Source organism: Psychrobacter sp. 1Y4 (genome assembly GCF_051847555.1).
Map to the genome: position 1 here is coordinate 77,593 of NZ_JBPYDE010000010.1, position 24,743 is coordinate 102,335.

A 24,743-nucleotide genomic window follows, 5' to 3' on the forward strand; every position below is an offset into this window, starting at 1 on the left:
ATTTTATTTAAAAATACAGCGGATGACTGTTAATTTTAGATATCACTATTTATAAGTTAACGTAGGCTATGGTGTTAGCCACGTTTTCTATTTTTTTGCAAAGGTTTTGTAGAGTACGCTGCAAGTACCAAATATTATAAATGGTGCGCGGGACGTGCCCTACATACTACATATCACCTTACATACTTCATACCGCTAAACGTTTTAAAAAGTATCCGCTGGCACAAATACTGCGCCTGCCATAATACGTCGGGCTGAGCGACTCATGGAGACTTTTTTGGCTTGCCAGCGTCCAGCGACTTGTTCAGTCTTGCCGCCAACCAATAGCGTACCTGAAGGATGACCAAAACGCACCTCTGACAACTCGCCACCACCAGCGGCTGCATTCACTAATGTTCCCTGAGTAGTCGCTGCCGCGGCAATAGCGACCGCTGCCGTACCCATCATCGCATGATGCAGCTGTCCCATACTCATCGCCCGCACCACTAAGTCGATGTCGTCTGCGCTGACGTCTTTACCACTCGACGCGCTATAGCTTTGTGCAGGGGCGACCCAAGCGATTTTGGGAATATGTTGGCTGGTTTGTGCCTCGCTCTCGTCTTTAAAGAGTCCCATCGCCACACCGCCACGCGCGCGTATTTTTTCTAGTCTTGCTAACGTTTCGCTATCACTGTTAATATCGCCTTGTAGCTCAACCCCCGTAAACCCTAAGTCATCGCTTTTCATAAAGATAGTTGGGATACCGGCGCTGATAAAGGTCGCTTTAACGTTATCAGTATTTAGACCGCAACCAGACACATCAAATTCATCAACTAGATTGTTTGTTGGAAACATATCGCTTGATGAGTCAACGGGATCGATAAATTCAATTTTCACTTCGGCGGCAGGGAAGGTGACGCCGTCTAATTCAAAGTCGCCAGTTTCTTGTACTTGCACCTGGCCATTCTCATCTTTGTATACAGGGACATGAGCAATGATGGTTTTGCTGATATTCTCTTGCCAGATACGCACTTCGCAAATACCGCTATCGGCATCGACATCAATGCTACTAGAAACCTTGTCCGCGTCAACGATACCCATGTTGATAGCACAAGCACCAACTGCGGCGGTTAAGTTACCGCAATTGCCTGCCCAATCAATCATCGGCTTGGCAATATTCACTTGTCCAAATAAATAATTGACATCGTGGTCTGCTTGCCTTGCCTCAGATAGAATCACCGTTTTTGACGTGCTAGAGCTACCATTACCTAGACCATCGATTTGTTTGCCATAAGGGTCAGGGCTGCCGATGACGCGCAGTAGAAAGTTATCACGTGCCTTGCCAGCCATTTGGCAGCGCTCAGGTAAGTCGGATAGTTTAAAGAAGGTGCCTTTGGAAGTACCGCCGCGCATGTAGGTGGCAGGTACGGAGATTTGCGGGGCGAATTTTGGTTGGGTCATTTTTTCATTCCTTTGTATCTTCTTATAGTGTGATTAGTTAATATTTCTTATTTGTGGTAAAATACCACAAAGGTTAGCGTTATTAAATAAGGAGGACATTATGTCCACTGCAAGTATACGACTTAATAAGTCACTAGTTGACAAAGCTCATGCTATTGCAAAAGCACAACATCGGACACCACCGAAGCAAATTGAGCATTGGGCAACTATTGGTCAAATTATGGAGGATAATCCCGATTTATCCTATGAGTTTGTTCGTCAGTTATTAATTGCACAAGCAGAGGTTGATGCTGGTATGACTGAGCCTTATGAATTTGGCTAGTTTGATTTGGAAAAACTATGACTCAATTTCTACGTGTTATTCAGTCTCATGGATTCAAAAAAGCGGTTAAAAAATTGCATAAGAATCAAAAAGCAGACCTTGATGCTGCTGTACAGGCTATCATCGATAATCCTCATTTAGGCATACTCAAAGCAGGTGATCTTTCGTCTGTGCGCGTCCATAAATTTAAAATGACAAAACAGTTAACGTTATTAGCTTATCAGATAGATGATGGTCAGCTCGTTCTTACGCTGCTTATGCTAGGAACACATGAGAACTTTTATCGTGATGTTAAGTTAATGCTTTAAAGCTAACCTTTTCAGCTTGATACTGCTCAATAGATTTAGCCGAATGCGCTGCATTTGCAGGCGACCCTAACGAATAAAGTGTCTCTTTCAAACTATTATAATGAGCATGCGACATGACAACCGCATCATCATTGTTTTGATGCTTTATACAGACCACATTAGTATCATCGTTCACTATATCTAAAATTTGTTTAAAATCTTGATTAGCTTCTGCAAAACTGAAAGTTTTCATAAGATGTCTCTTTTTTAATTCGAGATTAAGACTTACGTTATCAACTATAAAAAGGCCGATGCCATATTTCTATACAACATCGGCTCATTTACTAATTATTAGCGTTTACGCCAAAAACTAAGCAATATCAATCGTTCCTTCAATAAATTCTTTGGCAAAACGCTGTAGCATACCGCCAGAGTTATACATCTTCACCTCATCAGCGGTATCTAAGCGGCAGATGACAGGCGTTTTATCAACTGTGCCGTCTTTGCGATGAATCACTAACGTCATCTCGCCGCCCGCTGATACGTCACCTTCGATATCAAAAATCTCAGACCCGTCAATGTTTAGCGTCTCACGGTTGGTGCCGTCTTTAAACTGCACGGGAAGCGCGCCCATACCGACTAAGTTTTGACGATGAATACGCTCAAAGTCTTCAGCGACAACGACTTCCACGCCAGCCAGACGCACGCCTTTGGCCGCCCAATCACGGCTTGAGCCTTGACCATAACCGTCACCGGCGATGATGATCAGCGGCTGTTCACGATTCATGTAAGTTTCAATCGCCTCCCACATACGCATGACTTGGCCTTCTGGCTCTACGCGAGCGAGTGACCCTTGGATAACGTCGCCTTTCTCATCACGTACCATCTCATTGAGCAGTTTCGGGTTAGCAAAAGTGGCGCGCTGAGCGGTTAAATGGTCGCCACGATGCGTGGCGTATGAGTTATAGTCCTCGCTTGGTAATCCCATCGTATCGAGATACTCGCCAGCAGCGGAATCTCCCATAATCGCGTTAGAGGGCGACATGTGATCGGTTGTGATGTTATCACCAAGCACAGCGAGTGGACGCAGACCTTTTAACTTATTCATTGCCGCCATCTTACCTTCCCAGTACGGAGGACGACGGATATAAGTACTCATCTCACGCCAGTCGTACTGAGGGTCGATAACCGACGCTTCATTACGACCTGCCTGTGCTTTGGCTTCATCAAACATCGGAATATAGACGGCATTATACTGCTCAGGTTTCACCGAGGCTTTAACGATAGCATCAACTTCCGCGTCATCAAACCAGATGTCTTTTAGATACACATCGTTGCCATTTTGGTCTTTGCCAAGTGAATCTTTTTCGATATCAAAACGGATATTACCAGCGATAGCATAGGCGACCACCAAAGGCGGTGAAGCTAGGAAAGCTTGCTTGGCATATGGATGAATACGGCCATCAAAATTGCGGTTGCCTGAGAGGACGGCGGTACTAAACAAATCCCGCTCGATGATCTCTTGCTCAATCTCTGGGTCGAGCGCACCGCTCATGCCATTACAAGTGGTACAAGCAAAGGCGACGACATCGAAGCCCAGTTTTTGTAGCTCGGGCAATAAGTTGGCTTCTTCTAAATACAGTTTAACGGCTTTTGAGCCTGGCGCGAGTGAGGACTTCACCCAAGGTTTGCGAATCAGGCCTTTTTCTACTGCATTACGAGCGACAATACCCGCAGCCACCATGTTGCGCGGGTTTGAGGTATTGGTACAGCTGGTGATAGCAGCAATAATGACGGCGCCATCTGGCATCAGACCATCTTTTGGTTCTGGCAACTTGTTACCTTCGCCATGAGCGATGCCTTCTTTTACCAAATCAGTCGTCGATACGCGCGCATGGGGTCGTGACGGGCCTGCGATATTACGCACGACTTTTGATAAATCAAAACGTAGCACGCGCTCATATTCGGCATCTTTTAGACCATCTGCCCACAGACCAACCTGCTTGGCATAGGCTTCAACCGTTTCGATTTGCTGCTCTGAGCGCCCAGTGAGACGCAAATAATCAATGGTTTGCTCATCGATGGAGAACATCGCAGCCGTTGCGCCGTACTCTGGTGTCATATTGGAGATAGAAGCACGGTCGCCAACGGTCAGATTGCGCGCGCCTTCACCGTAAAATTCTAGGTAGGCGGAAACCACGCCTTCCTCACGTAAGAACTCCGTCATGGCGAGTACCAAATCGGTACCGGTAATGCCTTCTTGTAGCTTACCGGTTAGCTCAACGCCAACGATGTTTGGCAAGCGCATGTATGAAGGGTTGCCCAACATGACGCTTTCGGCTTCTAGTCCGCCGACACCGATAGAGATAACGCCGAGCGCATCGACCATTGGTGTGTGACTATCAGTACCGACCAAGGTATCAGGGAAGGTGATGGCATCGCCGTCTTGGTCAGCCACCACTTGTACCACTGGCGACATTTTTTCAAGATTGATTTGGTGCATGATACCGTTACCGGGTGGTACCACGTTGACGTTATCAAAGGCGTACTGACACCAGTTGATAAAATGAAAACGGTCTTCGTTACGGCGCTCTTCGATAGCACGGTTTTTTTCAAACGCATCTTCCTCAAACCCTGCATGCTCGACCGCTAAGGAGTGATCGACGATAAGCTGTGTTGGTACGATAGGGTTCACTTTGGCAGGATCACCGCCTTCTGCTGCGATAGCATCACGCAAGCCTGCCAAATCGACAAACGCAGTCTGCCCTAAGATGTCGTGGCAAACCACGCGGGCAGGGTACCAAGGAAAATCTACTTCTTGCTTGCGATAAATATGCTGTGATAGCGCCTCGGTCAAATCTTCCGGTGGACAACGGCGGACAAGGTTTTCACACAGCACTTTTGAGCTAAATGGTAGTTTGGCATAAGCGCCCGGCTCAATCTCATTCACTGCTTGCTCGACGTCGAAATAATATAGATCAGTATTCGGCAATGGCTTTTTATACTGCTCATTCATGGTTTGCGGATTAACTTGCGTTAAAGGCTGCTTGCTGTCGCTCATGGCGTGCTTTCCTTTATAGTGGGTTTTATTAGGTGTCAAAGTATTTATTTAGCAAAATATATTATGAATAATAGGTTTTGCTAAATAAACATCATGATAATTTTAGAGAATGATAGGGTACGCCATACGTACCCTATAATGAAACAAACTATTAAATAACGATACTCAATTAACCACGCTCAGCGATAGAAGGCACGTCTCTTGGCTCTTCACCGATGTACTCTGCACTTGGACGAATAATACGGTTGTTAGCACGCTGCTCAAAGACGTGGGCTGCCCAGCCAGTCAGGCGCGAGCAGACAAAGATTGGGGTAAATAGCTTGGTTGGGATACCCATAAAGTTATAGGTTGAGGCATGGAAAAAGTCAGCATTACAAAACAGTTTCTTCTCACGCCACATCACTTCTTCACAACGTACCGATACTGGGTATAAAACCGTATCACCAACGTCCTCAGCCAGTTTTTCCGCCCATTGTTTGATGATGACGTTACGCGGATCAGACTCGCTATAGATAGCGTGACCAAAGCCCATGATTTTGTCTTTACGCTCAAGCATGGCCATCATCTCTTTTTCGGCTTCATCTGGTGAGCTAAAGTCTTCAATCATATCCATCGCTGCCTCATTAGCGCCGCCATGCAAGTGCCCGCGCAATGAACCAATCGCACCGGTGATGCAAGAATGGATATCTGACAAAGTAGAGGCGCAAACGCGCGCAGTAAAGGTAGACGCATTAAACTCATGCTCTGCATACAAGATAAGTGAAACGTTCATCACGCGTTCGTGTAGCTCATTTGGCTTCTCACCTTTGAGCAGATGCAAAAAGTGACCTCCAATAGTGTCATCATCGGTTTCAGTCTCGATACGCTCATTGTCATGGCTAAAGCGATACCAGTAGTTGATGATTGATGGGAACACCGCCAGCATACGATCTGTTTTATCATTTTGCTGTTCAAAGTCGGTTTCCATCTCAAGGTTACCCAGCATTGAGCAGCCCGTACGCAATACATCCATCGGATGAGCATCTGCTGGGATACGCTCAAGCACGTCTTTTAATGCTTGTGGTAGACCGCGCATCTTTTTGAGTTTGGTTTGATAAGCATCTAGCTCACTTTGAGTTGGCAGGTTGCCATAAAGCAGCAGATAAGCCACTTCTTCAAAGATACATTGCTCAGCCAAGTCTTTGACATCATAACCACGGTAAGTAAGACCTGAGCCTGATTTACCGACAGTTGATAATGACGTCTTGCCAGCAACTTGACCACGTAGTCCTGCGCCTGATAGTTGTTTGCCTGCTGCCATGATTAAATTCCTTTTGTTGGTAGCTTGTTGTTAAGGTGATTGAGTTAAACAGTATTGACTGTTTCTTACTTATTGTCCGCAAATAGCTTATCTAGGGTTTGCTCAAACTCATGATAATTTAAGAAATCATAAAGCTCCATGCGTGTCTGCATGGTATCGACGACATTTTCTTGCGTGCCGTCATCTAAGATATGTTGATAAACGTTTAATGCCGCTTTGTTCATCGCACGGAAGGCTGATAATGGATATAGCACCATATCGACACCTACGCCATGTAGCTGCTCAGTGGTATACAGGTCAGTTTGACCAAACTCAGTCATGTTGGCCAGTACCGGAATATCTAATACATCGGTAAATTTACGATACATCTCAATGTCAGTTAATGCTTCTGCAAAGATCATATCAGCGCCCGCCTCTTGAAACGCTACCGCTCGCTCAACTGCCGCATCAAGCCCTTCAACTGATAGTGCATCAGTACGCGCCATTACCACAAAGTCAGGGTCAGTTTTGGCATCAAGCGCAGCCTTTAGACGGTCTACCATCTCTGAGATACTGACGATTTCTTTATTAGGGCGGTGACCACAGCGTTTTTGCGCGATTTGATCTTCGATATGAACCGCTGCCACGCCTGCTTTTTCCATTTTTCTTACAGATTGGCTAATGTTAAATGCGCCGCCCCATCCCGTATCGATGTCGACTAATAGTGGAGTGTCGACGGCGTCAGTAATGCGGCGCGCATCTTCAAGCACATTATCAAGGCTGGTCATACCCAAATCTGGTAGACCAAATGAGGCATTGGCAACCCCGCCACCAGATAGATATATTGCCTGATGACCGACTTGCGTTGCCATCATGGCCGTATAGGCGTTAATAGTACCGACGATTTGTAGTGGTTGGTTATTATCGTTCTTTTGTTTCATGGCATTGCGAAAGCGCGCGCCAGCTGATGATGTCATTTGAGAGTCCTTGCATGGAGGGTTAATCTTATTATCACCATACAAAATCCTAGTCAGTATCTTGTATGGTCAAATTTTTATTAACTTAGAGTATACGCATTTGACTCTAATTTGGAAGTAAACATTGCTAATGTAAATTTAGTAAATATTTATTAAAAGTTAATTTAATTTAACATTATTCACTTATTGAATAATAGTATCTATATATTGATGATATCTCTATTCTGTTATGCATATTAATAAAAACAACACGCTATAACCAAGTTACTATGAAATATTTAGTTACACTTGCACTGTTTATAACTCATCAATTATAGTCGATTGACTATGGGGGACGTCTCATCGGAAGGGCTTTTACATTTTTTGTAATAAAAAAGCCCTAATAGCTAGCAGCTAAAAGGGCTTTGATTATTTATGGCTTAAATTGTTCAATACGCTTCACGCTTTTAGCCAAGCAGACCGGCAAGGTTGGCTAAAAATAATAGAGCGACACTTCCTAAGAACAGTAAGCTTACTATCGAATAAGCATTCATACCTGCTGATAGTTTTTGATGATTTTTTACTAAAGTGTAGTTCAACCAACCAAAGATAGGCGCCGATACAAAGGCTGATATCATAGCAAACTTTAACATAGCGCCTAATTGTCCGGTGAAGAAAGTGATGATAACCAAGCCACCGCCAATTGCATAAGTCGTCCAAAAAGCAACTTGCTTCTTATTAATCTCGCTCTCACCTTTTAGCAAACGCCAGCATTCAGCATTGGCACGGCCATAACCATCCGCACAGGTAATCGTAGTACCAAACATACACATAAAGGCGACAAAGGCAACCAGCAGCCTTGACCATTCACCAATAGTAGCAGTATACATATTGATAAGCTGATCAATATAAGCAACGCCTGCGGTTTGAATCTCTTGACCGGAGCCATATTGAACAAAAACACCTAAGGATAAGAAGAACAACGCTAAAATAGCAGACACTAAAAAGCCCACATTAAAATCAAGCAGACCTTGTTTATGAGTGGTATTGTCCGCTTTTCTCTTTGCAGAGGTCCACATCGAAGTAATGGCAGCAAACTCAAGTGGCGCTGGCATCCAACCCATCAATGCCACAATAAACCCTAAAGTCGCTAAATTCCAAGGAGACGTAGGAATAAAGTCAGCAGTCATTACCGTCGGTTTGCCAGCAGCAATCAAGACTGCTAACACTGTTGCGGAGACGAGTGCAATCATAATCCACTTAGTCACCCCATCGAGCAACTTATAATGACCAGCAATGAGAAAAAACCACGATACAGCAACGATTATGACCGCCAAGCTGATACTGGACAGCCCTATAGAAGCTGGCAACATAAAGCCCAATATTACCGCGGCCAGTAGCGTCACGGCACCTGTACTAATCACCGCGGATAAGATAGATAAAACAAAGTAAATCCAAAGATACGCTTTTGAGCGTTTGGCATAACCGGCGATCAAACTTTCGCTGGTATCATAAACATAATCTGTGCCAAAACGAAAGAAAGGGTACTTAAAGACGTTGGCCAGAATAATCATAATCGCCAGCTGCCAGCCGTATATAGCCCCCGCCTGCGTTGATGAAATCAGATGCGAGCCGCCGATGGCAGCAGTTGCCATCAAAATACCTGGCCCAAAGATACGCCAGCTAAAGCCTTCTTGTTGAGCGGTGCTAACCGTATCAGGGTTATCAATTGGTCGTGTGGTCATAAATACCTCGAGATGGTTAAAACGGCAAATTATCACTTACCTGTGTCAGCTTGCCAATGATCATTAAAAAATCGTTCTATATAGGATTGGTTAAAATGTAAAACGATTCATATCGTATCGACTTTAGCACATCAATACTATTCAGGATAACAATTATTCCAGTTATCATTACTATTTTCTTGTATGGCTATTCCTGTTGGTTATCATAGTAAACAACCAATATCAAGTATTGGCATCGTTTATTTTTTAGCGGTTCTTTATATCACAATACGCATCTGATATAGGATAATTTTAGACTATTCTTATAATTTATAGCTTTGATCCAAACTTTTGTCGTCGATAAGTAATACCACGTTGTTCATAAACGGCATAGATTGCATCTAAGAGATTGGGGATTTTGGGGTGGATAAAGTCTTTTAGTGTATGCAAGTACACAGGAGAGGTGATATTTTCATGAATCAAACGCTGATAACTGATCTGTTCGGTGCGTACTGTGCGTAGGCTGGCGGGTACTAATGTAATACCTTCGCCTGCCGCCACAAGTCCAAGCGCAACTTGCAAGTCGCTCACCTCAGTCGTCATTAGCGAGGTGATGCCATACCTTGCAAACAAGTGCAACAAAGGTTCGGTGACAGGCTCACTAACTGATAACGGTTCGCTGTCTGTCTCGCCATTTTTGGTCGCTAGGGTTGTGGCTGCGGTAGTAGATACTGGTAAATGTGTTTGATGATATAAAATTAGGCGGTTGTTTGCCAAATCGATCAAGCGTTGATCTGTAGTATTGGCAAGTGGGTGGGCTTTGGGCAATGCCACCAGATAGCGCTCATGACGCAATAGAATTTGCTGTATCCATGCATCTTGATGAGCAAAGCGACCAAAGCCAACATCAATATCACCAGATTTTAACGCTTCTACTTGTTGATATGAGCTGATATCTTTAAGATTGACTTCGATATCAGGGTTTTGCTGTTTTAAGGACGCAATGATGTCTGGTAAGTGCCCATAAAGTACTGATGGCACAAAACCTATGTTAAGTGCTTTACTTGGTGCTGATAAGCGCTGGGTCATACTGGTGATGGTATTGAGCTCTGTCAATACTGTACTGACTTTATCATAAAAGAACTGACCGGCCTTAGTCAGTTGTAGTGGCCGATGATAACGATCAACCAGTATCACGCCCATACCCGCCTCAAGCTGCTTTAGCTGGCGACTAAGACTTGGTTGTGATAAGCCTGTTTTTTTAGCGGCAGCACTAAAGCTTTTGAGATCGGCGATAGCAATAAAAGCATTGATCTGCTTTAAATCCATTGTTTATAGTCCTATCATAGTAGCTTTTTTCGTCTTTGATCGAATTAATGGCGTCGTGCGTATGTCAATTGGATCCAAAGTATCATAACGCAGTTATGATAGCGTAGTTTTTGCAATCACTTAATATTAACGGCATTACTTGGTTTATTAACATATGAATGAATTCAACAAAGGTAACTTAGAAAAAATTAATTTAGATAACCATAATTTAAGCAAAAATAAATCAGACAATAGTGATTTGTACAAAAATAACGTGGAGGGAAAAGAAAGTTTATCTGCCTCCGTTTGCAGAAAAGATAATAAAACCAGTGACATATATGAGCGTTTTATTAATCGCATACAGGGTATTAGTGAATCTAATGTTGACAAAAATTTAAGTCGTGCCAATTTTAAAGAAAAATTACCTCATGCAGAAACTGCATCTGAACCTTTAGATAATGCAGAGTGGCAACTTTCTTTAGAAACTGAACAGACCTCACACAATGATCAAAAAATCAAAGCCCAACAGCTAGATACCTCTAAAGCAAATACAGAAAACACTGATGATGGGTTGGAGCTGTCTTTGCTATCTTCACATGAAGATCCTACGCTTGACGACGCCGCGACAGCATCCGTACTACCTACTGACTTAAAAGCAGACGCTGACATCCAAAAAACAGGCGTATCAGAGGATAAGCAAGTTAGTAGCCTAAAACTAAAGCTATTGATTATTGGCATTGTTTGCGGGTTACTGCTGAGCGCACTTGTGGTTGCTATACTGACTATGACAGGTATATTTGCTAATACTGAGCCAGCTACAGAAAGCTCAAATACAACAGTGGTGAGCGCTGATGGACCAGATACTGCGGGTATAAAGCCATTGAGTAGTGAAGAGACGGTAGCGAAATCTGACAATGTAAGTGAGACAAATTTGTCAGATAACGTTGCAACGGTAGGGGAGTTGTCTGTAGACAAGTCAATCGACAAATCTAAGTTAAGCGATGAACAAATAAAAGATACACTGTTAAAGACTAGCACAACGCAACTGGTTACTGCAGTATCTCCAAAGACCGATACCAGCGATACAGAAGCTGACCTTGTCAAAAATAGCGATAATGAGGCTATAATTAGTTATGAGGATTTTGCAGAGGAGGCGCAAATTACTCTATATCGAGAAACGAATAACTAGTCGTTGTAACATATAATCAAATTGTAAGTACTTAAAGTAGGTTTTATAAGAAACAGCTTTAGATTTATAGTAAAAATATTTAAAGATAAGATATAATATTAATGCTATTTTTTTATAGAATTAATAAGTGAATATTGTAGTAAGATAACAAATACAAACAAAACTATTTAAACAGACTTTTGTTATTAAGTTATTTTTATCGACAAAAGACTACATTTGTTTGAAAGAGTATTGGTATTGAAAGAAAGATAGTCGCAAGGTGGTAATACTTAGAGTTAGGCTACTGGTTTATCAAGATTAAACACGCTCTATTATTGGATAATTATTATTCAATAGTAGAGCGTGTTTTTTTATATTGGCGGTATATTTTCGATAGTTATAGGAATACCATATACTTTGTAAGAGATTAATTTTCTCATTTATTAAATAGATAGAAAATTGTTCGCTAATATTCTCGTCATGTTTTTTTGTATAGAGTAGTAATAAAAAATTACGGCCTATTTACATTTTGTAAGCTTGTAAACATATTCGCTTTGATGAATACTAATTGAAACTATTTATTAAAATGAAGGAGCAAGCAGTGAATAAGATCTTCAAAAAAATCTGGAACCAATCATTAGGGCAGGTGGTAGTCACCTCTGAGACAGCAAAAAGTGCAGGCAAAACCAGCGGCGTAACTGGTAGTATTAGCCAAACGATTAGCCTATCTAGTCCTTCATCCAACAGTTCATCTAATTATCCAATGCTGACTCTAAAAGCTTTAGTTCTTGGTATGACAGCGATTAGCGCTACTGTTTGGGCAGATACCGGTTTTGATAATACAGATCCTAGTTACATTGATTTAAATAAAAACAGTAGTGATGTAGACCTTGATGAAAATCCAATGCCTTCATTCAGCACTGAAGTTGGTTTTGATAATATGGCAGGGGGTATATTTAGTAGTGCGGTCGGTAGTAAAAATCAAGCAATGCACGATGGTAGCAATGCTCTAGGTTATAATAATAAGGCATTCGGTCATCAGAGCAGTGCTGTGGGTAGTAACAATAACGCGCAGACTTGGGGAACTAGTGCGATAGGCAATGGCAATGCAGCATTAGAAGAATATAGTATCGCAATAGGTAATGGTAATGTCGCAGAGGGTGGTTGGAGCAATGCACTAGGCCGTGGCAATGCTACATCAGGGTATTATAGCAGTGCATTGGGTAACGAGAATACTGCTTCAGGTGAAAATAGTAGTGCCGTAGGTTATATCAATGATGCATCGGGTGAAAACAGTAGTGCGGTAGGGGCTAATAATAAAGCAGAAGGTACTGATAGCAGTGCAGTAGGTCATAATAATACTGCAAGCGGTCCCTTGAGTAGTGCCGTAGGTAATGGTAATACTGCATCGGGCAATAGTAGCAGTGCGGTAGGTTTCGGTAATGAAGCATTATTTACAAACAGTAGTGCAGTGGGTAATAGCAATACCGCACGGAGTAGATACAGCAGTGCGGTGGGTTATAACAATATCACATCGAGTAGGGACAGCAGTGCTATAGGTAATAACAATCAGGCGTTGGAGGAACATAGCAGTGCGGTGGGTTTTAGCAATACAGCAGTGGGCTTGTTAAGCAGTGCGGTGGGTTCTAACAATACCGCATCGAGTGAATATAGCAGTGCGATGGGGGCTTTTAATGAAGCATCAGGTGATGGTAGCAGTGCGGTAGGTGTTGGCAATACAGCAGAAGGTACTGATAGCAGTGCAGTAGGTCGTCTTAATATTGCAGAAGGTAATAATAGTAGTGCAGTGGGTTTTAGCAACAGAGCATCGGGGGGAAATAGTAGTGTGTTGGGTTATGGTAATAGCGCAAGTGGCTTTCTTAGCAGTGCTGTGGGTAGTGATAATCATGCAGAAGGTAGTGAGAGTAGTGCGGTAGGTAACGAGAATAGGGCATCAGGCGGTTGGAGCAGCGCAATGGGCTCTGGAAATACGGCATCGGGTGAAAAAAGCAGTGCGCTGGGTCGCTCCAATACGGTATCGGGTAGATTTAGTAGTGCGATAGGTTTCAATAATGAAGCATCGGATGACTTTAGCAATGCAATAGGAGCTGCTAACAAGGCATCAGCACGTAATAGTAGTGCGATAGGAGTTAGTAATATAGCACTGGGTGTTGATAGCAGTTCGCTGGGTCGCTCTAATACTGCATCAGGAATTGTTAGCAGTGCAATAGGTGTTTCCAATGAATCTTCGGGTGCTGCTAGTAGTGCGATGGGTCGTAAAAATAAAGCAAGAGGTACTGATAGTAGTGCAGTGGGTTCTAATAATATAGCATCTGCTAGCAATAGCAGCGCATTGGGTAGTGATAATTATGCATCTGCTAGCAATAGTAGCGCAGTAGGTCGCTCCAATACGGCATCAGGTAATATTAGCAGTGCCATAGGCATTAGCAATAGAGCAGTGGGTATTGCCAGCAATGCTGTAGGTCGTTCCAATATCGCATCAGGTAATGCAAGTAGTGCGGTGGGTTACAAGAATGACGCGGATGGTGAATATAGCAGTGCGCTAGGCTCTTTTAATAAAGCAACGGGCATTAGTAGTAGTGCGGTGGGTTATAGAAATATTGCCTCAAGTAGTTTTAGTAGCGTATTTGGAAGTAACAGCCGCGCTACAGCAGCACGTGCCACGGCCATTGGCCATAATTCTCTTGCGGATGAGGTAGATACCATTTCAGTGGGCCGCGCAGGTAGTGAGAAACGTATCACCAACGTTGCTGGTCCACAAAACGATTATGATGCTGCCAATAAACGTTACGTCGATGATCAAATACTAGTGATACAAAGAAACTTTTTAGTTGCCCCGCAGTCAGCTATGATTCAGCCTGCATCTATTGGACCTTCACCTATTGAGAATGAAATCAGTAGGTTTACGTCTGCAGAGTTTGCAACTGCCGACAATGCAAGTATGAGGTCGGTAGAGGCAAATGCTATAGACAATAATGCTACGAGCGACAATAACGCAGCCTGGCAAGGTGAAGGTGAGCAATCTATTGCCATTGGTGATGGTGCAGAAGCAAGCGGTGTGCAATCCATTAGTATCGGTACCGGTAATAAGGTCACAGGAGACCATTCTGGGGCGATTGGTGACCCAAGTGTCGTCAGTGGCGACAACAGTTACAGCTTCGGTAACGACAACACGGTGTCTGGTGACAATACTTTTGTAGTAGGCAACAACGTGAATACATCAGCTCAAAATGCGGTGGTATTGGGTAATGATTCTAGCTCTGATCGTGACAATACGGTGTCGGTTGGCTCTGCTAATGACCAACGTCAAATTATTAATGTTAAGGATGGTACTGATGAGCATGATGCGGTGAACGTAAGTCAACTACAAGCTGAGAAAACGAACGCTATCGAAACGGCCAATGCCTATACCGATACTGGTATAGCGACTTTGAATAACACATTCCAAAATTATGAGGTTGAGACTGACAGACGTTTTCGCGAAGTTGATGAGCGTTTTGATCGTCAAGGAGCGATGAGTGCTGCTATGCTAAATATGGCGACCAGCACCTCAGGTTTGTCAGGTAAAAACCGTATAGGCGTAGGTGCAGGTTTTCAAGGATCTGAGCAAGCGGTTTCAGTCGGCTATCAACGTGTCATCCATCCTAATGCAAGTGTCAGTGTTGGCGGTGCTTTCACCAAAGATGAGACTTCTGGTGGTGTAGGCTTGGGTTATAGCTGGTAAATACTCACTAAGCACAAACAAGGGATATTTATTTATCCTTTGTTTTTTTATAGACGTGAACTGCCATTATAGTTTAATATAAAACAGTCTATTTAACATAATATACATTATGCGAAAACAAACCAACGGTCTTAGACGTTGAGTGTATAATGTTTTAGTTCAATTATTTGTTATCCAGTTCTGTCTACAAGTCTTGCCATTCATTTCTAAAAGAAATTTATTTCATACTTAAATATCTATATTCCTTCTTAATAAATATTAATGCTCACATCTACCTCTTATATTCCAGCTAACGACAATGCTTCAGTAAATGCTCTCGTAACGATGTGCCATCCTCATCTAAGATGACATCTGCTACTTGGCAATTTTCTTCATTATCGATGCTATCACATGACAGCTCATAATAAACATCATTACCTTGCACTAAGCTGACTTTGACCAAACCTTTTGTGGTCACTGAAAACTGCTTGTCTTGTGCATAGTCAGGATCTTGAGAACTCCACAACACATCATAACCAATATGACATGACACTTGCTCTTTATCGAAATAATCCTGCTCAAGCTGCATGGCCGCCTGTAGCTCTGGACTACCATATTGTTGTAGTACAACTGGATAATCTTGACCTTGGTTTCTCGCATCCTGCCGGTACATTTTGGCAATAGTATTAACTTTCATAGCAAAAACTTTCTGTAACGGCTCAGTTAGATTAGCGCTAGCCGTCATAGCAGAAAACCCTATTATTAGCATTATTATAGACAATATCGTTTTTTGCATGGTGTCCTCCATGGATGATGACATCGTAAGTATTAAATTCATTAAAACACATATAAACTATCATTTTACTGCATAATTGTTTAGTATTTATATTAGTCTAACTTTTCTCCAATTCCACTTTTATAAAAATAATAAGCTATGATAAGGATATTGTTATGATGCCGTCATCTCGTTTTGATATTTCTAAGTCCTATCTTTATAAACTATCAGCTACTGTATGCTTTGCTTCAATACTGGTTACTACCGGTTGTCAATCTTCTGCTGAGTCAAATGCAACCGTTACTCATCAATCAAACGGTAACTCATCGACAACAGTTGTCTCAGATATAAGTCAACAAACCCTTAGACAGCAAGCGTTACGCATCCAGCGGGCACTTGCTAATAATGATTATGCTCGCATCACCAATGATATCCATCCGACACGTGGTGTGCGCTTCTCAATGTACGCTTACGTGCGCCCTGAGTCTGATAAAGTCTTTAGCCGTGAGCAATATGCACAGTATCTAAAACAGCCTAACATTCGCTTCACTTGGGGCGAACTTGATGGTACTGGCAATCCATTAATAATCCCACTACCAGAATACCTAGCTACTTGGGTGGACACGCAAAAGTATAATAATAGCGCCATCAGCATCAATGAATTCCGCCAAACTGGTGGTATGATTAATAATATAAGAGATATCTATCAACACTCGGATGTGGTTGAGTTTTATTATAAAGGGTCTGAAGAATATGATGGTATGGACTGGCGCATCATGCGCTTAGTGTTTGATGACTATCAAGGTAAACGCTATTTGGTCGCTATTATTAATGACCAATGGACAGTTTGATCAACAATTAAGCATATGATTTTATAGTCAAATTCCATTAAAAAAGGGCAATGCATCGTATATGATGCACTGCCCTTTTTGTATCAAAATAAAGAGATTAGCTATAACTATCTGTTCGTTTTTTTTAAAATATAGAATTCTAAAAATTTTTTAGTATATGTGAAGAAATTTTAACTAAAGTTACAATTTTTTAATGAAGAAAAATATATACACTTATACAAAATTCTGATATTTTGTAAATAGATTGTAATTTAAACTTACGAAATTTGTATTTAGAAATGCAACTTCAATTGCTTAGAAATAATTATTAAAATTTATTCAAAAATAAAGGTATGTGATGAGAAATAACTAACAAGGATGTTAATATTATGAGATTCATTATAGTAATGTTAGTTTCGGCTCTTTTGTCTGGTTGCTCAACACTTGGAAAAATTACAACAAATAGTGAAAAAGGCAGGTATTTTTGGTGCAATGATAGATACCTTCATAAGTTAGATTCTCCTTTTGGTAAGGAACATCTTAAAGTAGCTGAGAGAGGTTATATATATGCATTGGCTAGTTCATTAGTACTTCAGGGTCAAGATAAAATAACACAAGAAAGCAAAGACCATTTTTTTCAAATACCCTCTTATTTAGAAGTACATCACTGGCCTAAGTCAGACAAGTCTGGCTTTGGCGTTGGGACATTTAAGCTATATGAAACATCTGATAAAATAAAGCTTAAAGAAATAATAATTGCATTCACTGGCTCAAATCAGAAACGTGACTGGATATTTACAAACTTACTTTTTAGTAAAAAACAGTACAAATTAGCAGAAGAATACGTTCTACAAATAGCGGAAGCAAATCCAAACACTAGAATTGTTGTTGCAGGTTATTCACTCGGTGCAGGATTAGCAGTTCATGTTACTAAAAAAGATTCAACAAAATATAAGATAGCTGAGGCTTGGGCCTTGAATCCAAGTCCAAAAACTTATACACATGGAAAATCAGACAATAAAATATGGTTGGCATCAACTGATAATGAAGTATTGAAAATAGTAAGAAGCCCGTTTTTTCATAGATGGCCTGGAGTTGATAATATTGGTGCACCTGAAGATCAGACTGCTGAAGAATACAATCTGATAAGATCAATGGGTATCTACTCACATTACAGATGGGTTCTTACACGCAATATGCTTTGGGTTGCTGACCTATCTATATATAACCGCACAAAAGCTGATATGACTGAACCATTAAAGATAATTAAAAACTCAAGTTTTAAATCTTGCCAACAATATATTAATTAGGAATGAGTGAGAGTTGGTTGACAGAACTTAGTTCACTTTACCTTCCTCAAATCTATTATCTTCGTTCAATTCGGCGTCTGGCGAAAGAACTTGACCATAATCTCATAAATATCAGGATAAGCGTCTATCAGTTTTTGCGGGGTCTCAAAAAATACTTCGCTAAGTACCGCAAAGAACTCAGCCGGATTGGTCGCACCGTAGCGATCCAAGCCTGATTTACGATGCTTTTGAAAGTCTTCAAAGTCGCGGCTCATAATTGTCGTCCAGCGCGTTGGATCCATATCCGGCTGCATGGGCGGGAAGCCATTGGCGCGGCCATTAAGCATATCAAGCTTATGCACAAACTCGTGAATGACGACATTATGACCATCGCGCTCGCCTGAATGCTTGGCATCCTTCCATGATAAAACCACAGGTCCACGCTGCCACGCCTCCCCGCTTCGATGTTGCTGGCCTTCATGAACAATACCAAACTCATCTACTGTTTTGGTCTCACTTTTGTATGAACCAGGATAGATGATGACTGACGACCAGCCAGCGTACCACTCAAGTCCTAAATTTAAGATAGGCAGACAAGCTTGCAAGGCAATAGACTGCTTAACAGCATCGGTAATCTCAAAGCCTTGAGCGCCGTTAATAGATTTGTCGTCCAAAAACAATGTCGCCAAATCAAACAAACGAGATATCTCATCCTTGTCTAGTCTATCGAGTATCACAATACGCTTGGCAGCTTGCATCCAGTCAGCCTCGGTAAATTCGCTATTATCCAGTATTCGCTGCTCGCGCCAGTCTTTTATTATTTCAAACATATTGATTTTCCTTAACGTTAACGTTTAAACCATGTTTATCCCATCTATTCACTGCACAATGTTATCAAACAAACTGAGAGCAGCGATGATATTTATATAGTGCTTGATATCGTTGTGATTTAACGTGTGCAAATATGCCAGCGCCCTGCTCTATTTTTCATCTTTTAAAAGTAAAGCCTAATATATGTGCCTTAAAAATATAAGGATCAAAAAGCTGTATGTTTTAGTCTAAAATGATTCATTACGTTGAGCTTACCTTTTTCAAAAAAACTTAAATTAAAAATTACATTGTAATATATCTCTCTTCTATCAAAGCGTCTATGATTAAAGTAAATGTCCTACAGCTTCGCATAAAGCTTTTATCTTTTATAACAATAAACCGTTTTGCTTTAGCTACTACCTGTGCCACTTTGACTTTGCGCAACCCTCATTCATAAATGGCTTTAATAACATTCATATAGCTTTTTAATGGACATAAATATAAAGATATTGCTAAGGAGCTTTTCGATGGTATCAACGATTGACTTAAATTCAGATATGGGAGAAGGATTTGGCGCTTGGACGATTGGCGACGGGGTCGATCCCGATATCATGCCACTTATTAGCTCAGCCAATATTGCCGCAGGTTTTCACGCCGGCGACCCCTCTATTATGGCTGAGACGCTGCGGCTGGCAGCGCGCCATGAAGTATGCATTGGTGTCCATCCAGGTTTTCGTGACTTGGTCGGCTTTGGACGTCGCCATATCTTAGCATCTGCTGATGAACTGGTGAATGATGCATTGTACCAATTAGGTGCTCTACGAGAACTTGCTCATCTTAAAGGTCTAAAGATGCATCATTTCAAACTGCATGGCGCATTATTTATGCACGCAGCACGAGATGAAGAATTTGCTGAAAAGCTAACTTCTGCCCTAGCAATTGTCGCTCCCAACTTAGCTATTTACTGCTTGGCAGACACAACAATTGATCATGCAGCAAAAAATGCTGGGTTACATAGAGTGCATGAGTTTTATGCAGATCGTGATTACGACGATGAAGGAAATCTTGTGTTTGTGCGCAAGATCAAGCCACTTGATCCTAAGCGTGTGGCACAAAAAGTATTACGTGCCTGCCAGCATAATGAAGTAGAGTCAATTAATGGCCAGCTATTAACGGTTAAATTCGATTCTGTATGTATTCACAGTGACACTCCAGGCGCCCTTTCACTGATAAAAGCAGTACGAGCAGCTCTTGATAACGCGGGTATCGAGGTAGCGGCTCCTTAACTTAACTTTCATTAATAATAATTTCAAGGAAGAAGGAAAATCATCATGAAAAATCTCGAAATTGAAGAATTAACTATTGCTGATATGCAGACGCACCTTAAGAATGGATCGCTTACTGTACGAGGCTTGGTTGAAGCATACCTCGACCGAATCGAAGCCATTGACAGATCTGGTCCTACTCTTAACTCTATCATTACTATTAATCCACTCGCGCTCGATGAAGCCGATCGCCTTGATTCACATTTTGCAGAAACAGGAGAGTTTGTTGGGGCGTTGCATGGCGTACCGGTGCTTGTAAAAGATCAGATAGAAACCAAAGAAATGATGACGACCTTTGGTTCTATCGCTCAAGACGGCTACCAACCAAAAGACGACGCAACCGTTGTCAAAAAAATCAAAGCAGCAGGTGCTATTATCCTTGCTAAGACAGTATTGCCAGATTTTGCATCATCATGGTTTGGCTTCTGCTCAAAACAAGGCGAAACCAAAAATCCTTATGTTTTGTCACATGATCCAGGCGGCTCTAGTAGTGGTACAGCTGCTGGGATAGCGGCGAATCTAGGGTTGGTTGGAGTTGGCGAAGATACTGGTGGCTCTATACGTCTGCCAGCCAGTTTTACCAATCTTGTTGGTGTCCGTGTCACACCAGGCCTGATCAGTCGCGACGGCACCTCACCGCTTGTGGTATTTCAAGACACAGCAGGACCGATGGCGCGTACCGTTACAGATGCTGCTCTTCTTTTAGATGCAATGGTAGGCTATGATCCAAAAGATGAATATACTACTGCCGCGAGTATTGCCAATCATCAAGGCAGCTATACGGATGCGATGGATATTAACAGTCTAAAAAATGCACGTCTGGGCGTTGTCCGTAATGCTTATGGCTCAAATGACAATAATGAGTCAGCAGAAGTTAATCAGATTATCGACTCAGCGCTTGAACAAGCAAAGAGCGCTGGTGCAGAACTAATTGACGTTGAAATTCCAGATATGATGGAGCACATTACTGAAACCTCCTTATATGGTTCGCATTCGCGACACGACATTAATGAATTTTTAGCCTCACGTGAGAATATGCCAATCAAAAGCCTTGAAGAAATCAAAGAAAAGGGCTTGTTTCACCCTGTGCTGGACCTTTTAATTGATATCTTTGAGGGGCCAGTAAACCCAGAAGATGAGCCTGATTATTTCAAAAAACTTGCCGCTCGTGACAAATTCCAGCGCCTAGTTGCCGGAATCGTTGCAAAAAACAACTTAGATGCACTGGTATTTCCTTGCATTCAGATTCTGCCACCATCGAAACAAGATGTCCGTGATGGCAAGCATCAAGTATTAACTTTCCCAACAAATACTTTGATTGCTTCACAAACTTGGATGCCATCGATTTGTTTGCCTGCTGGATTTAGTAAAAATGGGTTACCCGTGGGTATGGAGCTGGTTGTTTTGCCCTATCACGAGCCTGATTTATTCCGATTGGGTTATGCGTTTGAACAAGCTAACAATGTACGTCAAACGCCTAAGTATTTATGATTTTCTAATTTTAAGACTCGCTTTAACGGCTATAGTACTGAGTTACTTAAATGCAATGATCTACTCGATAATTTTCACCATCTGCAGCAGTTGTCGAAAATACTGCGACAACTGCTTATTTATCCAGCTTACCTTTTTTAAAGACATTGTTAGTTTGATTAATACTAATAACACTACACCAATAAAAAGGGTGCGGTACGACTAGTCTTGGACTGCGCCACCTCAATAGGCGTGCCTTGAGCAACGATAGATCCACCCGCATCCCCTGCCCCTGGACCAATATCAATAATCCAGTCGCTATTGCTGGCCACTTGCATATCGTGCTCAACCATAATGACAGTATTGCCCGCCTCGACGAGCGCATTCAATTGCGCCATTAGCATCGACACATCGGCAGGATGCAGACCGATGGTCGGCTCATCCAAGATATAGAGCGTATCACCACGCTGGGTACGTTGTAACTCGGTGGCAAGCTTGATACGCTGCGCCTCCCCGCCCGACAGTTCAGTCGCTGGCTGCCCCAGACGCAAGTAGCCAAGACCAACTTGCAAGAGAGCATCTAAAGCACGTAATATCGAGGCTTCTCCGTCAAAAAACGCATAAGCGGCTTCTACCGTTAGATCCAGTACTTCAGCGATGTTTTTATCTCGGTAAGTGATCGCCAGCGTGTCATTATCATAGCGCTGACCGTGACAAACTTGGCAAGGCGCATAAACACTCGGCAAAAATAGCAGCTCGACACTGACAAACCCTAGCCCTTCACAGTTGGGGCAACGACCCTTTGGCGTGTTAAATGAAAAACGGCCCGCATCATAACCGCGCGCTTTGGCCTCTGCCGTTGCCACAAACAATTTACGGACATCATCAAACAGCCCTGTATAGGTCGCAAGGTTTGAGCGCGGCGTACGGCCAATGGCTTTTTGATTGATATCAATAAGGCGGCTGACCTTGTCCATGCCAACAATTATTTTGCCTTTAGTAACCGTCTCAAACTCCTGCTCTAACAAATCCGCTTCATCCGCTGGCGCGTCTGCACTGGATTTTTTTCCTAATGCCTCATTGACCAGCTCAACTAGAGCTTGACTGACCAAGCTTGATTTGCCTGATCCCGATACGCCAGTCACACAGCTCATAACCCCTAGTGGCAACTCAATACTTAACCCTTGGATATTGTTACGCTCTATATCAGCAAGCTTTAGCCAAGCGTTAGGTTTTCTAAGCGGTTGTTTGTGTGTCGTCTCTTTATCGGTAAAGAGATATTGCGCCGTTGTTGATGCAGCAACCTTGCGCAAACCCTCTACAGGTCCGCTATAGACAATCTCGCCGCCATGCGTACCTGCCTGTGGCCCGACATCGACCACCCAATCGGCATGACGAATAACGCTCACATCATGTTCAACGACAAACACTGAATTGCCAGCGGCAATAAGCTCATCCAATGCACCGAGTAGTGCTTGCGTGTCGGCAGGATGCAGACCTGCGGATGGCTCATCAAGCACATATACCACGCCAAACAGCTGCGAGCGTATTTGCGTGGCCAGACGCAAGCGCTGTAGCTCCCCTGGCGATAAGGTCGGTGTTGTGCGCTCAAGCGATAAGTAACCTAAGCCGAGCCTCGTTAGTGCCTCAACACGCGCTAAAATGTCGCTAGCGATCCGCTGTGCGACGATGGCTTTTTCGCGGTTGGGGGTGTCATCTTCGATTTTTGTATGCGCTGTTTTTTCCAGCGTTAACGCCAAATCGGTTAAAGTAAGTTGCGACAGCTCGCCGATATCCAGCCCTGCAAACTTTACTGATAGCGATTCTTTTTTAAGCTTTTTACCGTGACACTCTGGGCATACAGATATTTGCATAAACTGCGAGACCCGTTTTTTGACCCGTGGGCTTTGCGTGGTGGTAAAGGCATTTAAAATAAAGTTTTTGGCACTGATATACGTGCCCATATAATTGGGCTTCTCTCCTTTTTCAATTGCAGCACGCGTTTGCGTCACATTGTATTCAGGATAGACTGGTACCGTTGGCGTTTCATCAGTAAACAAAATCCAATCGCGAGACTTTTTGGGCAATTTGTGCCACGGCGTATCGATATCATAGCCAAACGTGGTCAATATCCGGCTCAAGTTTTGTCCTTGCCAAGCGCCGGGCCATGACGCAATCGCCCGCTCACGAATGGACTTGGTACTATCAGGCACCATCAAATCTTCGGTCACATCAAACACTCGGCCAATACCAGAGCACGCTCGGCATGCACCTTCTGGCGTATTGGGCGAAAATGCATCAGCGTAGAGCATGTCTTGATCTGCTGGGTACTCGCCAGCTCGTGAGTACAACATCCGCAAGCCGTTCGATATGGTCGTGACACTGCCAACGGAGGAGCGTACAGAGGGTGTGCCGCGCTGCTGCTGTAAGGCGACTGCGGGTGGCAGGCCTTCTATGGCATCGACATCTGGCTCGTCCACTTGATCGATCAAACGCCTTGCATACGGTGACACCGAATCCAGATAACGGCGCTGTGATTCGGCGAACAAAGTCCCAAACGCCAGCGATGACTTGCCTGAGCCTGATATACCCGTGAACACCACAAGTGCATCACGTGGCAAGTCAACATCGACGTTTTTTAGATTATGGACACGTGCGCCTCGGACTTGAACGTGATTATTTGGTTGCCTGCTCCGTTGATGATTGGGAGTGCTATAAAGATCGTGGAAGTTTGTGTTATTGTACTTGGCCATACCGCAGTCTTTCCTCTTAACTCATTGTTATTATAAGATTTGATTCACAAGAGGTTAACACACCTTGATTGTAGCCTATGGCTCGGCTTACGTATTCATAGTATAGAGAGACAAAACGATAACTTGAAACTAAAAAGAATATAAAAATAGCGCGCTAAAGACATCTTTAGCGCGCTATTTATTTACAAGTCAATGCGTTTATAACTTATGACGCGTAATTAT

General features: G+C 42.7%; 18 protein-coding genes. 8 read left to right on the forward strand and 10 right to left on the reverse strand.

What is annotated here, in order from left to right:
* Positions 1-204 precede the first annotated feature (204 nt).
* A complete protein-coding gene (prpF, locus tag ACS8FC_RS09965) occupies positions 205-1,440 on the reverse strand; it encodes a 2-methylaconitate cis-trans isomerase PrpF (RefSeq protein WP_439296636.1) in 1,236 nt (411 codons plus the stop codon).
* Positions 1,441-1,540: 100 nt separating this feature from the next.
* On the opposite strand from prpF, the gene ACS8FC_RS09970 reads away from it, so the two are divergent.
* The gene (locus ACS8FC_RS09970; protein WP_058368813.1) at positions 1,541-1,762 is read left to right on the forward strand and encodes a TA system antitoxin ParD family protein; all 222 of its coding nucleotides are present in this window, start codon (positions 1,541-1,543) and stop codon (positions 1,760-1,762) included.
* Between the two features lie 17 nt (positions 1,763-1,779).
* Positions 1,780-2,070, forward strand: coding sequence for a type II toxin-antitoxin system RelE/ParE family toxin (locus tag ACS8FC_RS09975; RefSeq protein ID WP_439296637.1), 291 nt, complete (start codon positions 1,780-1,782; stop codon positions 2,068-2,070).
* Here ACS8FC_RS09975 and ACS8FC_RS09980 read toward each other — a convergent pair.
* From ACS8FC_RS09980 to ACS8FC_RS10005, 6 genes are all read right to left on the reverse strand, one after another.
* Positions 2,054-2,302, reverse strand: a complete 249-nt coding sequence (locus ACS8FC_RS09980; RefSeq protein ID WP_439296638.1) for a type II toxin-antitoxin system Phd/YefM family antitoxin — start codon at positions 2,300-2,302, stop codon at positions 2,054-2,056. The genes ACS8FC_RS09975 and ACS8FC_RS09980 overlap by 17 nt on opposite strands.
* Positions 2,303-2,419: 117 nt before the next feature.
* Positions 2,420-5,065, reverse strand: coding sequence for a Fe/S-dependent 2-methylisocitrate dehydratase AcnD (gene acnD, locus ACS8FC_RS09985; protein WP_439296667.1), 2,646 nt, complete (start codon positions 5,063-5,065; stop codon positions 2,420-2,422).
* Positions 5,066-5,279: 214 nt separating this feature from the next.
* A complete protein-coding gene (prpC, locus tag ACS8FC_RS09990) occupies positions 5,280-6,410 on the reverse strand; it encodes a bifunctional 2-methylcitrate synthase/citrate synthase (RefSeq protein WP_439296639.1) in 1,131 nt (376 codons plus the stop codon).
* A 65-nt stretch (positions 6,411-6,475) separates the two neighbouring features.
* A complete protein-coding gene (gene prpB, locus ACS8FC_RS09995) occupies positions 6,476-7,366 on the reverse strand; it encodes a methylisocitrate lyase (RefSeq protein WP_299220726.1) in 891 nt (296 codons plus the stop codon).
* A 446-nt stretch (positions 7,367-7,812) separates the two neighbouring features.
* A complete protein-coding gene (locus ACS8FC_RS10000) occupies positions 7,813-9,090 on the reverse strand; it encodes an NRAMP family divalent metal transporter (RefSeq protein WP_439296640.1) in 1,278 nt (425 codons plus the stop codon).
* 309 nt (positions 9,091-9,399) lie between these two features.
* Positions 9,400-10,398, reverse strand: coding sequence for a LysR substrate-binding domain-containing protein (locus tag ACS8FC_RS10005; protein WP_439296641.1), 999 nt, complete (start codon positions 10,396-10,398; stop codon positions 9,400-9,402).
* A gap of 154 nt (positions 10,399-10,552) precedes the next feature.
* Between ACS8FC_RS10005 and ACS8FC_RS10010 the strand changes: the two genes are divergently transcribed.
* Together ACS8FC_RS10010 and ACS8FC_RS10015 are read left to right on the forward strand one after the other, a co-directional pair.
* The gene (locus tag ACS8FC_RS10010) at positions 10,553-11,566 is read left to right on the forward strand and encodes a hypothetical protein (RefSeq protein WP_439296642.1); all 1,014 of its coding nucleotides are present in this window, start codon (positions 10,553-10,555) and stop codon (positions 11,564-11,566) included.
* A gap of 580 nt (positions 11,567-12,146) precedes the next feature.
* Positions 12,147-15,290: an ESPR-type extended signal peptide-containing protein gene (locus ACS8FC_RS10015; protein WP_439296643.1), complete on the forward strand. Its 3,144-nt coding sequence runs from the start codon at positions 12,147-12,149 to the stop codon at positions 15,288-15,290.
* A gap of 289 nt (positions 15,291-15,579) precedes the next feature.
* Here ACS8FC_RS10015 and ACS8FC_RS10020 read toward each other — a convergent pair whose 3' ends face one another.
* The gene (locus ACS8FC_RS10020; RefSeq protein ID WP_439296644.1) at positions 15,580-16,065 is read right to left on the reverse strand and encodes a hypothetical protein; all 486 of its coding nucleotides are present in this window, start codon (positions 16,063-16,065) and stop codon (positions 15,580-15,582) included.
* A 155-nt stretch (positions 16,066-16,220) separates the two neighbouring features.
* On the opposite strand from ACS8FC_RS10020, the gene ACS8FC_RS10025 reads away from it, so the two are divergent.
* Positions 16,221-16,895 (forward strand): hypothetical protein, encoded by a 675-nt coding sequence (locus ACS8FC_RS10025; RefSeq protein ID WP_439296645.1) that lies wholly within the window; start codon positions 16,221-16,223, stop codon positions 16,893-16,895.
* 368 nt (positions 16,896-17,263) lie between these two features.
* Entirely contained in the window at positions 17,264-18,184 is a 921-nt protein-coding gene (locus ACS8FC_RS10030; RefSeq protein ID WP_439296646.1) for an alpha/beta hydrolase family protein, read from the forward strand.
* A 65-nt stretch (positions 18,185-18,249) separates the two neighbouring features.
* Here the strand turns inward: ACS8FC_RS10030 and ACS8FC_RS10035 are convergent, their stop codons facing one another.
* Positions 18,250-18,993 (reverse strand): M90 family metallopeptidase, encoded by a 744-nt coding sequence (locus tag ACS8FC_RS10035; protein ID WP_439296647.1) that lies wholly within the window; start codon positions 18,991-18,993, stop codon positions 18,250-18,252.
* A gap of 507 nt (positions 18,994-19,500) precedes the next feature.
* On the opposite strand from ACS8FC_RS10035, the gene ACS8FC_RS10040 reads away from it, so the two are divergent.
* Positions 19,501-20,259: a 5-oxoprolinase subunit PxpA gene (locus ACS8FC_RS10040; RefSeq protein WP_439296648.1), complete on the forward strand. Its 759-nt coding sequence runs from the start codon at positions 19,501-19,503 to the stop codon at positions 20,257-20,259.
* Positions 20,260-20,304: 45 nt separating this feature from the next.
* A complete protein-coding gene (locus tag ACS8FC_RS10045; RefSeq protein WP_439296649.1) occupies positions 20,305-21,789 on the forward strand; it encodes an amidase in 1,485 nt (494 codons plus the stop codon).
* A 173-nt stretch (positions 21,790-21,962) separates the two neighbouring features.
* Here the strand turns inward: ACS8FC_RS10045 and uvrA are convergent, their stop codons facing one another.
* The gene (gene uvrA / locus ACS8FC_RS10050) at positions 21,963-24,521 is read right to left on the reverse strand and encodes an excinuclease ABC subunit UvrA (protein WP_439296650.1); all 2,559 of its coding nucleotides are present in this window, start codon (positions 24,519-24,521) and stop codon (positions 21,963-21,965) included.
* Positions 24,522-24,743: the final 222 nt, after the last annotated feature.

Coding starts and splice junctions, on each gene's coding strand:
- prpF (WP_439296636.1), bottom strand. CDS start 1,440: ATGACCCAACCAAAATTCGCCCCGCAAATCTCCGTACCTGCCACCTAC.
- ACS8FC_RS09970 (WP_058368813.1), top strand. CDS start 1,541: ATGTCCACTGCAAGTATACGACTTAATAAGTCACTAGTTGACAAAGCT.
- ACS8FC_RS09975 (WP_439296637.1), top strand. CDS start 1,780: ATGACTCAATTTCTACGTGTTATTCAGTCTCATGGATTCAAAAAAGCG.
- ACS8FC_RS09980 (WP_439296638.1), bottom strand. CDS start 2,302: ATGAAAACTTTCAGTTTTGCAGAAGCTAATCAAGATTTTAAACAAATT.
- acnD (WP_439296667.1), bottom strand. CDS start 5,065: ATGAATGAGCAGTATAAAAAGCCATTGCCGAATACTGATCTATATTAT.
- prpC (WP_439296639.1), bottom strand. CDS start 6,410: ATGGCAGCAGGCAAACAACTATCAGGCGCAGGACTACGTGGTCAAGTT.
- prpB (WP_299220726.1), bottom strand. CDS start 7,366: ATGACATCATCAGCTGGCGCGCGCTTTCGCAATGCCATGAAACAAAAG.
- ACS8FC_RS10000 (WP_439296640.1), bottom strand. CDS start 9,090: ATGACCACACGACCAATTGATAACCCTGATACGGTTAGCACCGCTCAA.
- ACS8FC_RS10005 (WP_439296641.1), bottom strand. CDS start 10,398: ATGGATTTAAAGCAGATCAATGCTTTTATTGCTATCGCCGATCTCAAA.
- ACS8FC_RS10010 (WP_439296642.1), top strand. CDS start 10,553: ATGAATGAATTCAACAAAGGTAACTTAGAAAAAATTAATTTAGATAAC.
- ACS8FC_RS10020 (WP_439296644.1), bottom strand. CDS start 16,065: ATGCAAAAAACGATATTGTCTATAATAATGCTAATAATAGGGTTTTCT.
- ACS8FC_RS10025 (WP_439296645.1), top strand. CDS start 16,221: ATGATGCCGTCATCTCGTTTTGATATTTCTAAGTCCTATCTTTATAAA.
- ACS8FC_RS10030 (WP_439296646.1), top strand. CDS start 17,264: ATGAGATTCATTATAGTAATGTTAGTTTCGGCTCTTTTGTCTGGTTGC.
- ACS8FC_RS10035 (WP_439296647.1), bottom strand. CDS start 18,993: ATGTTTGAAATAATAAAAGACTGGCGCGAGCAGCGAATACTGGATAAT.
- ACS8FC_RS10040 (WP_439296648.1), top strand. CDS start 19,501: ATGGTATCAACGATTGACTTAAATTCAGATATGGGAGAAGGATTTGGC.
- ACS8FC_RS10045 (WP_439296649.1), top strand. CDS start 20,305: ATGAAAAATCTCGAAATTGAAGAATTAACTATTGCTGATATGCAGACG.
- uvrA (WP_439296650.1), bottom strand. CDS start 24,521: ATGGCCAAGTACAATAACACAAACTTCCACGATCTTTATAGCACTCCC.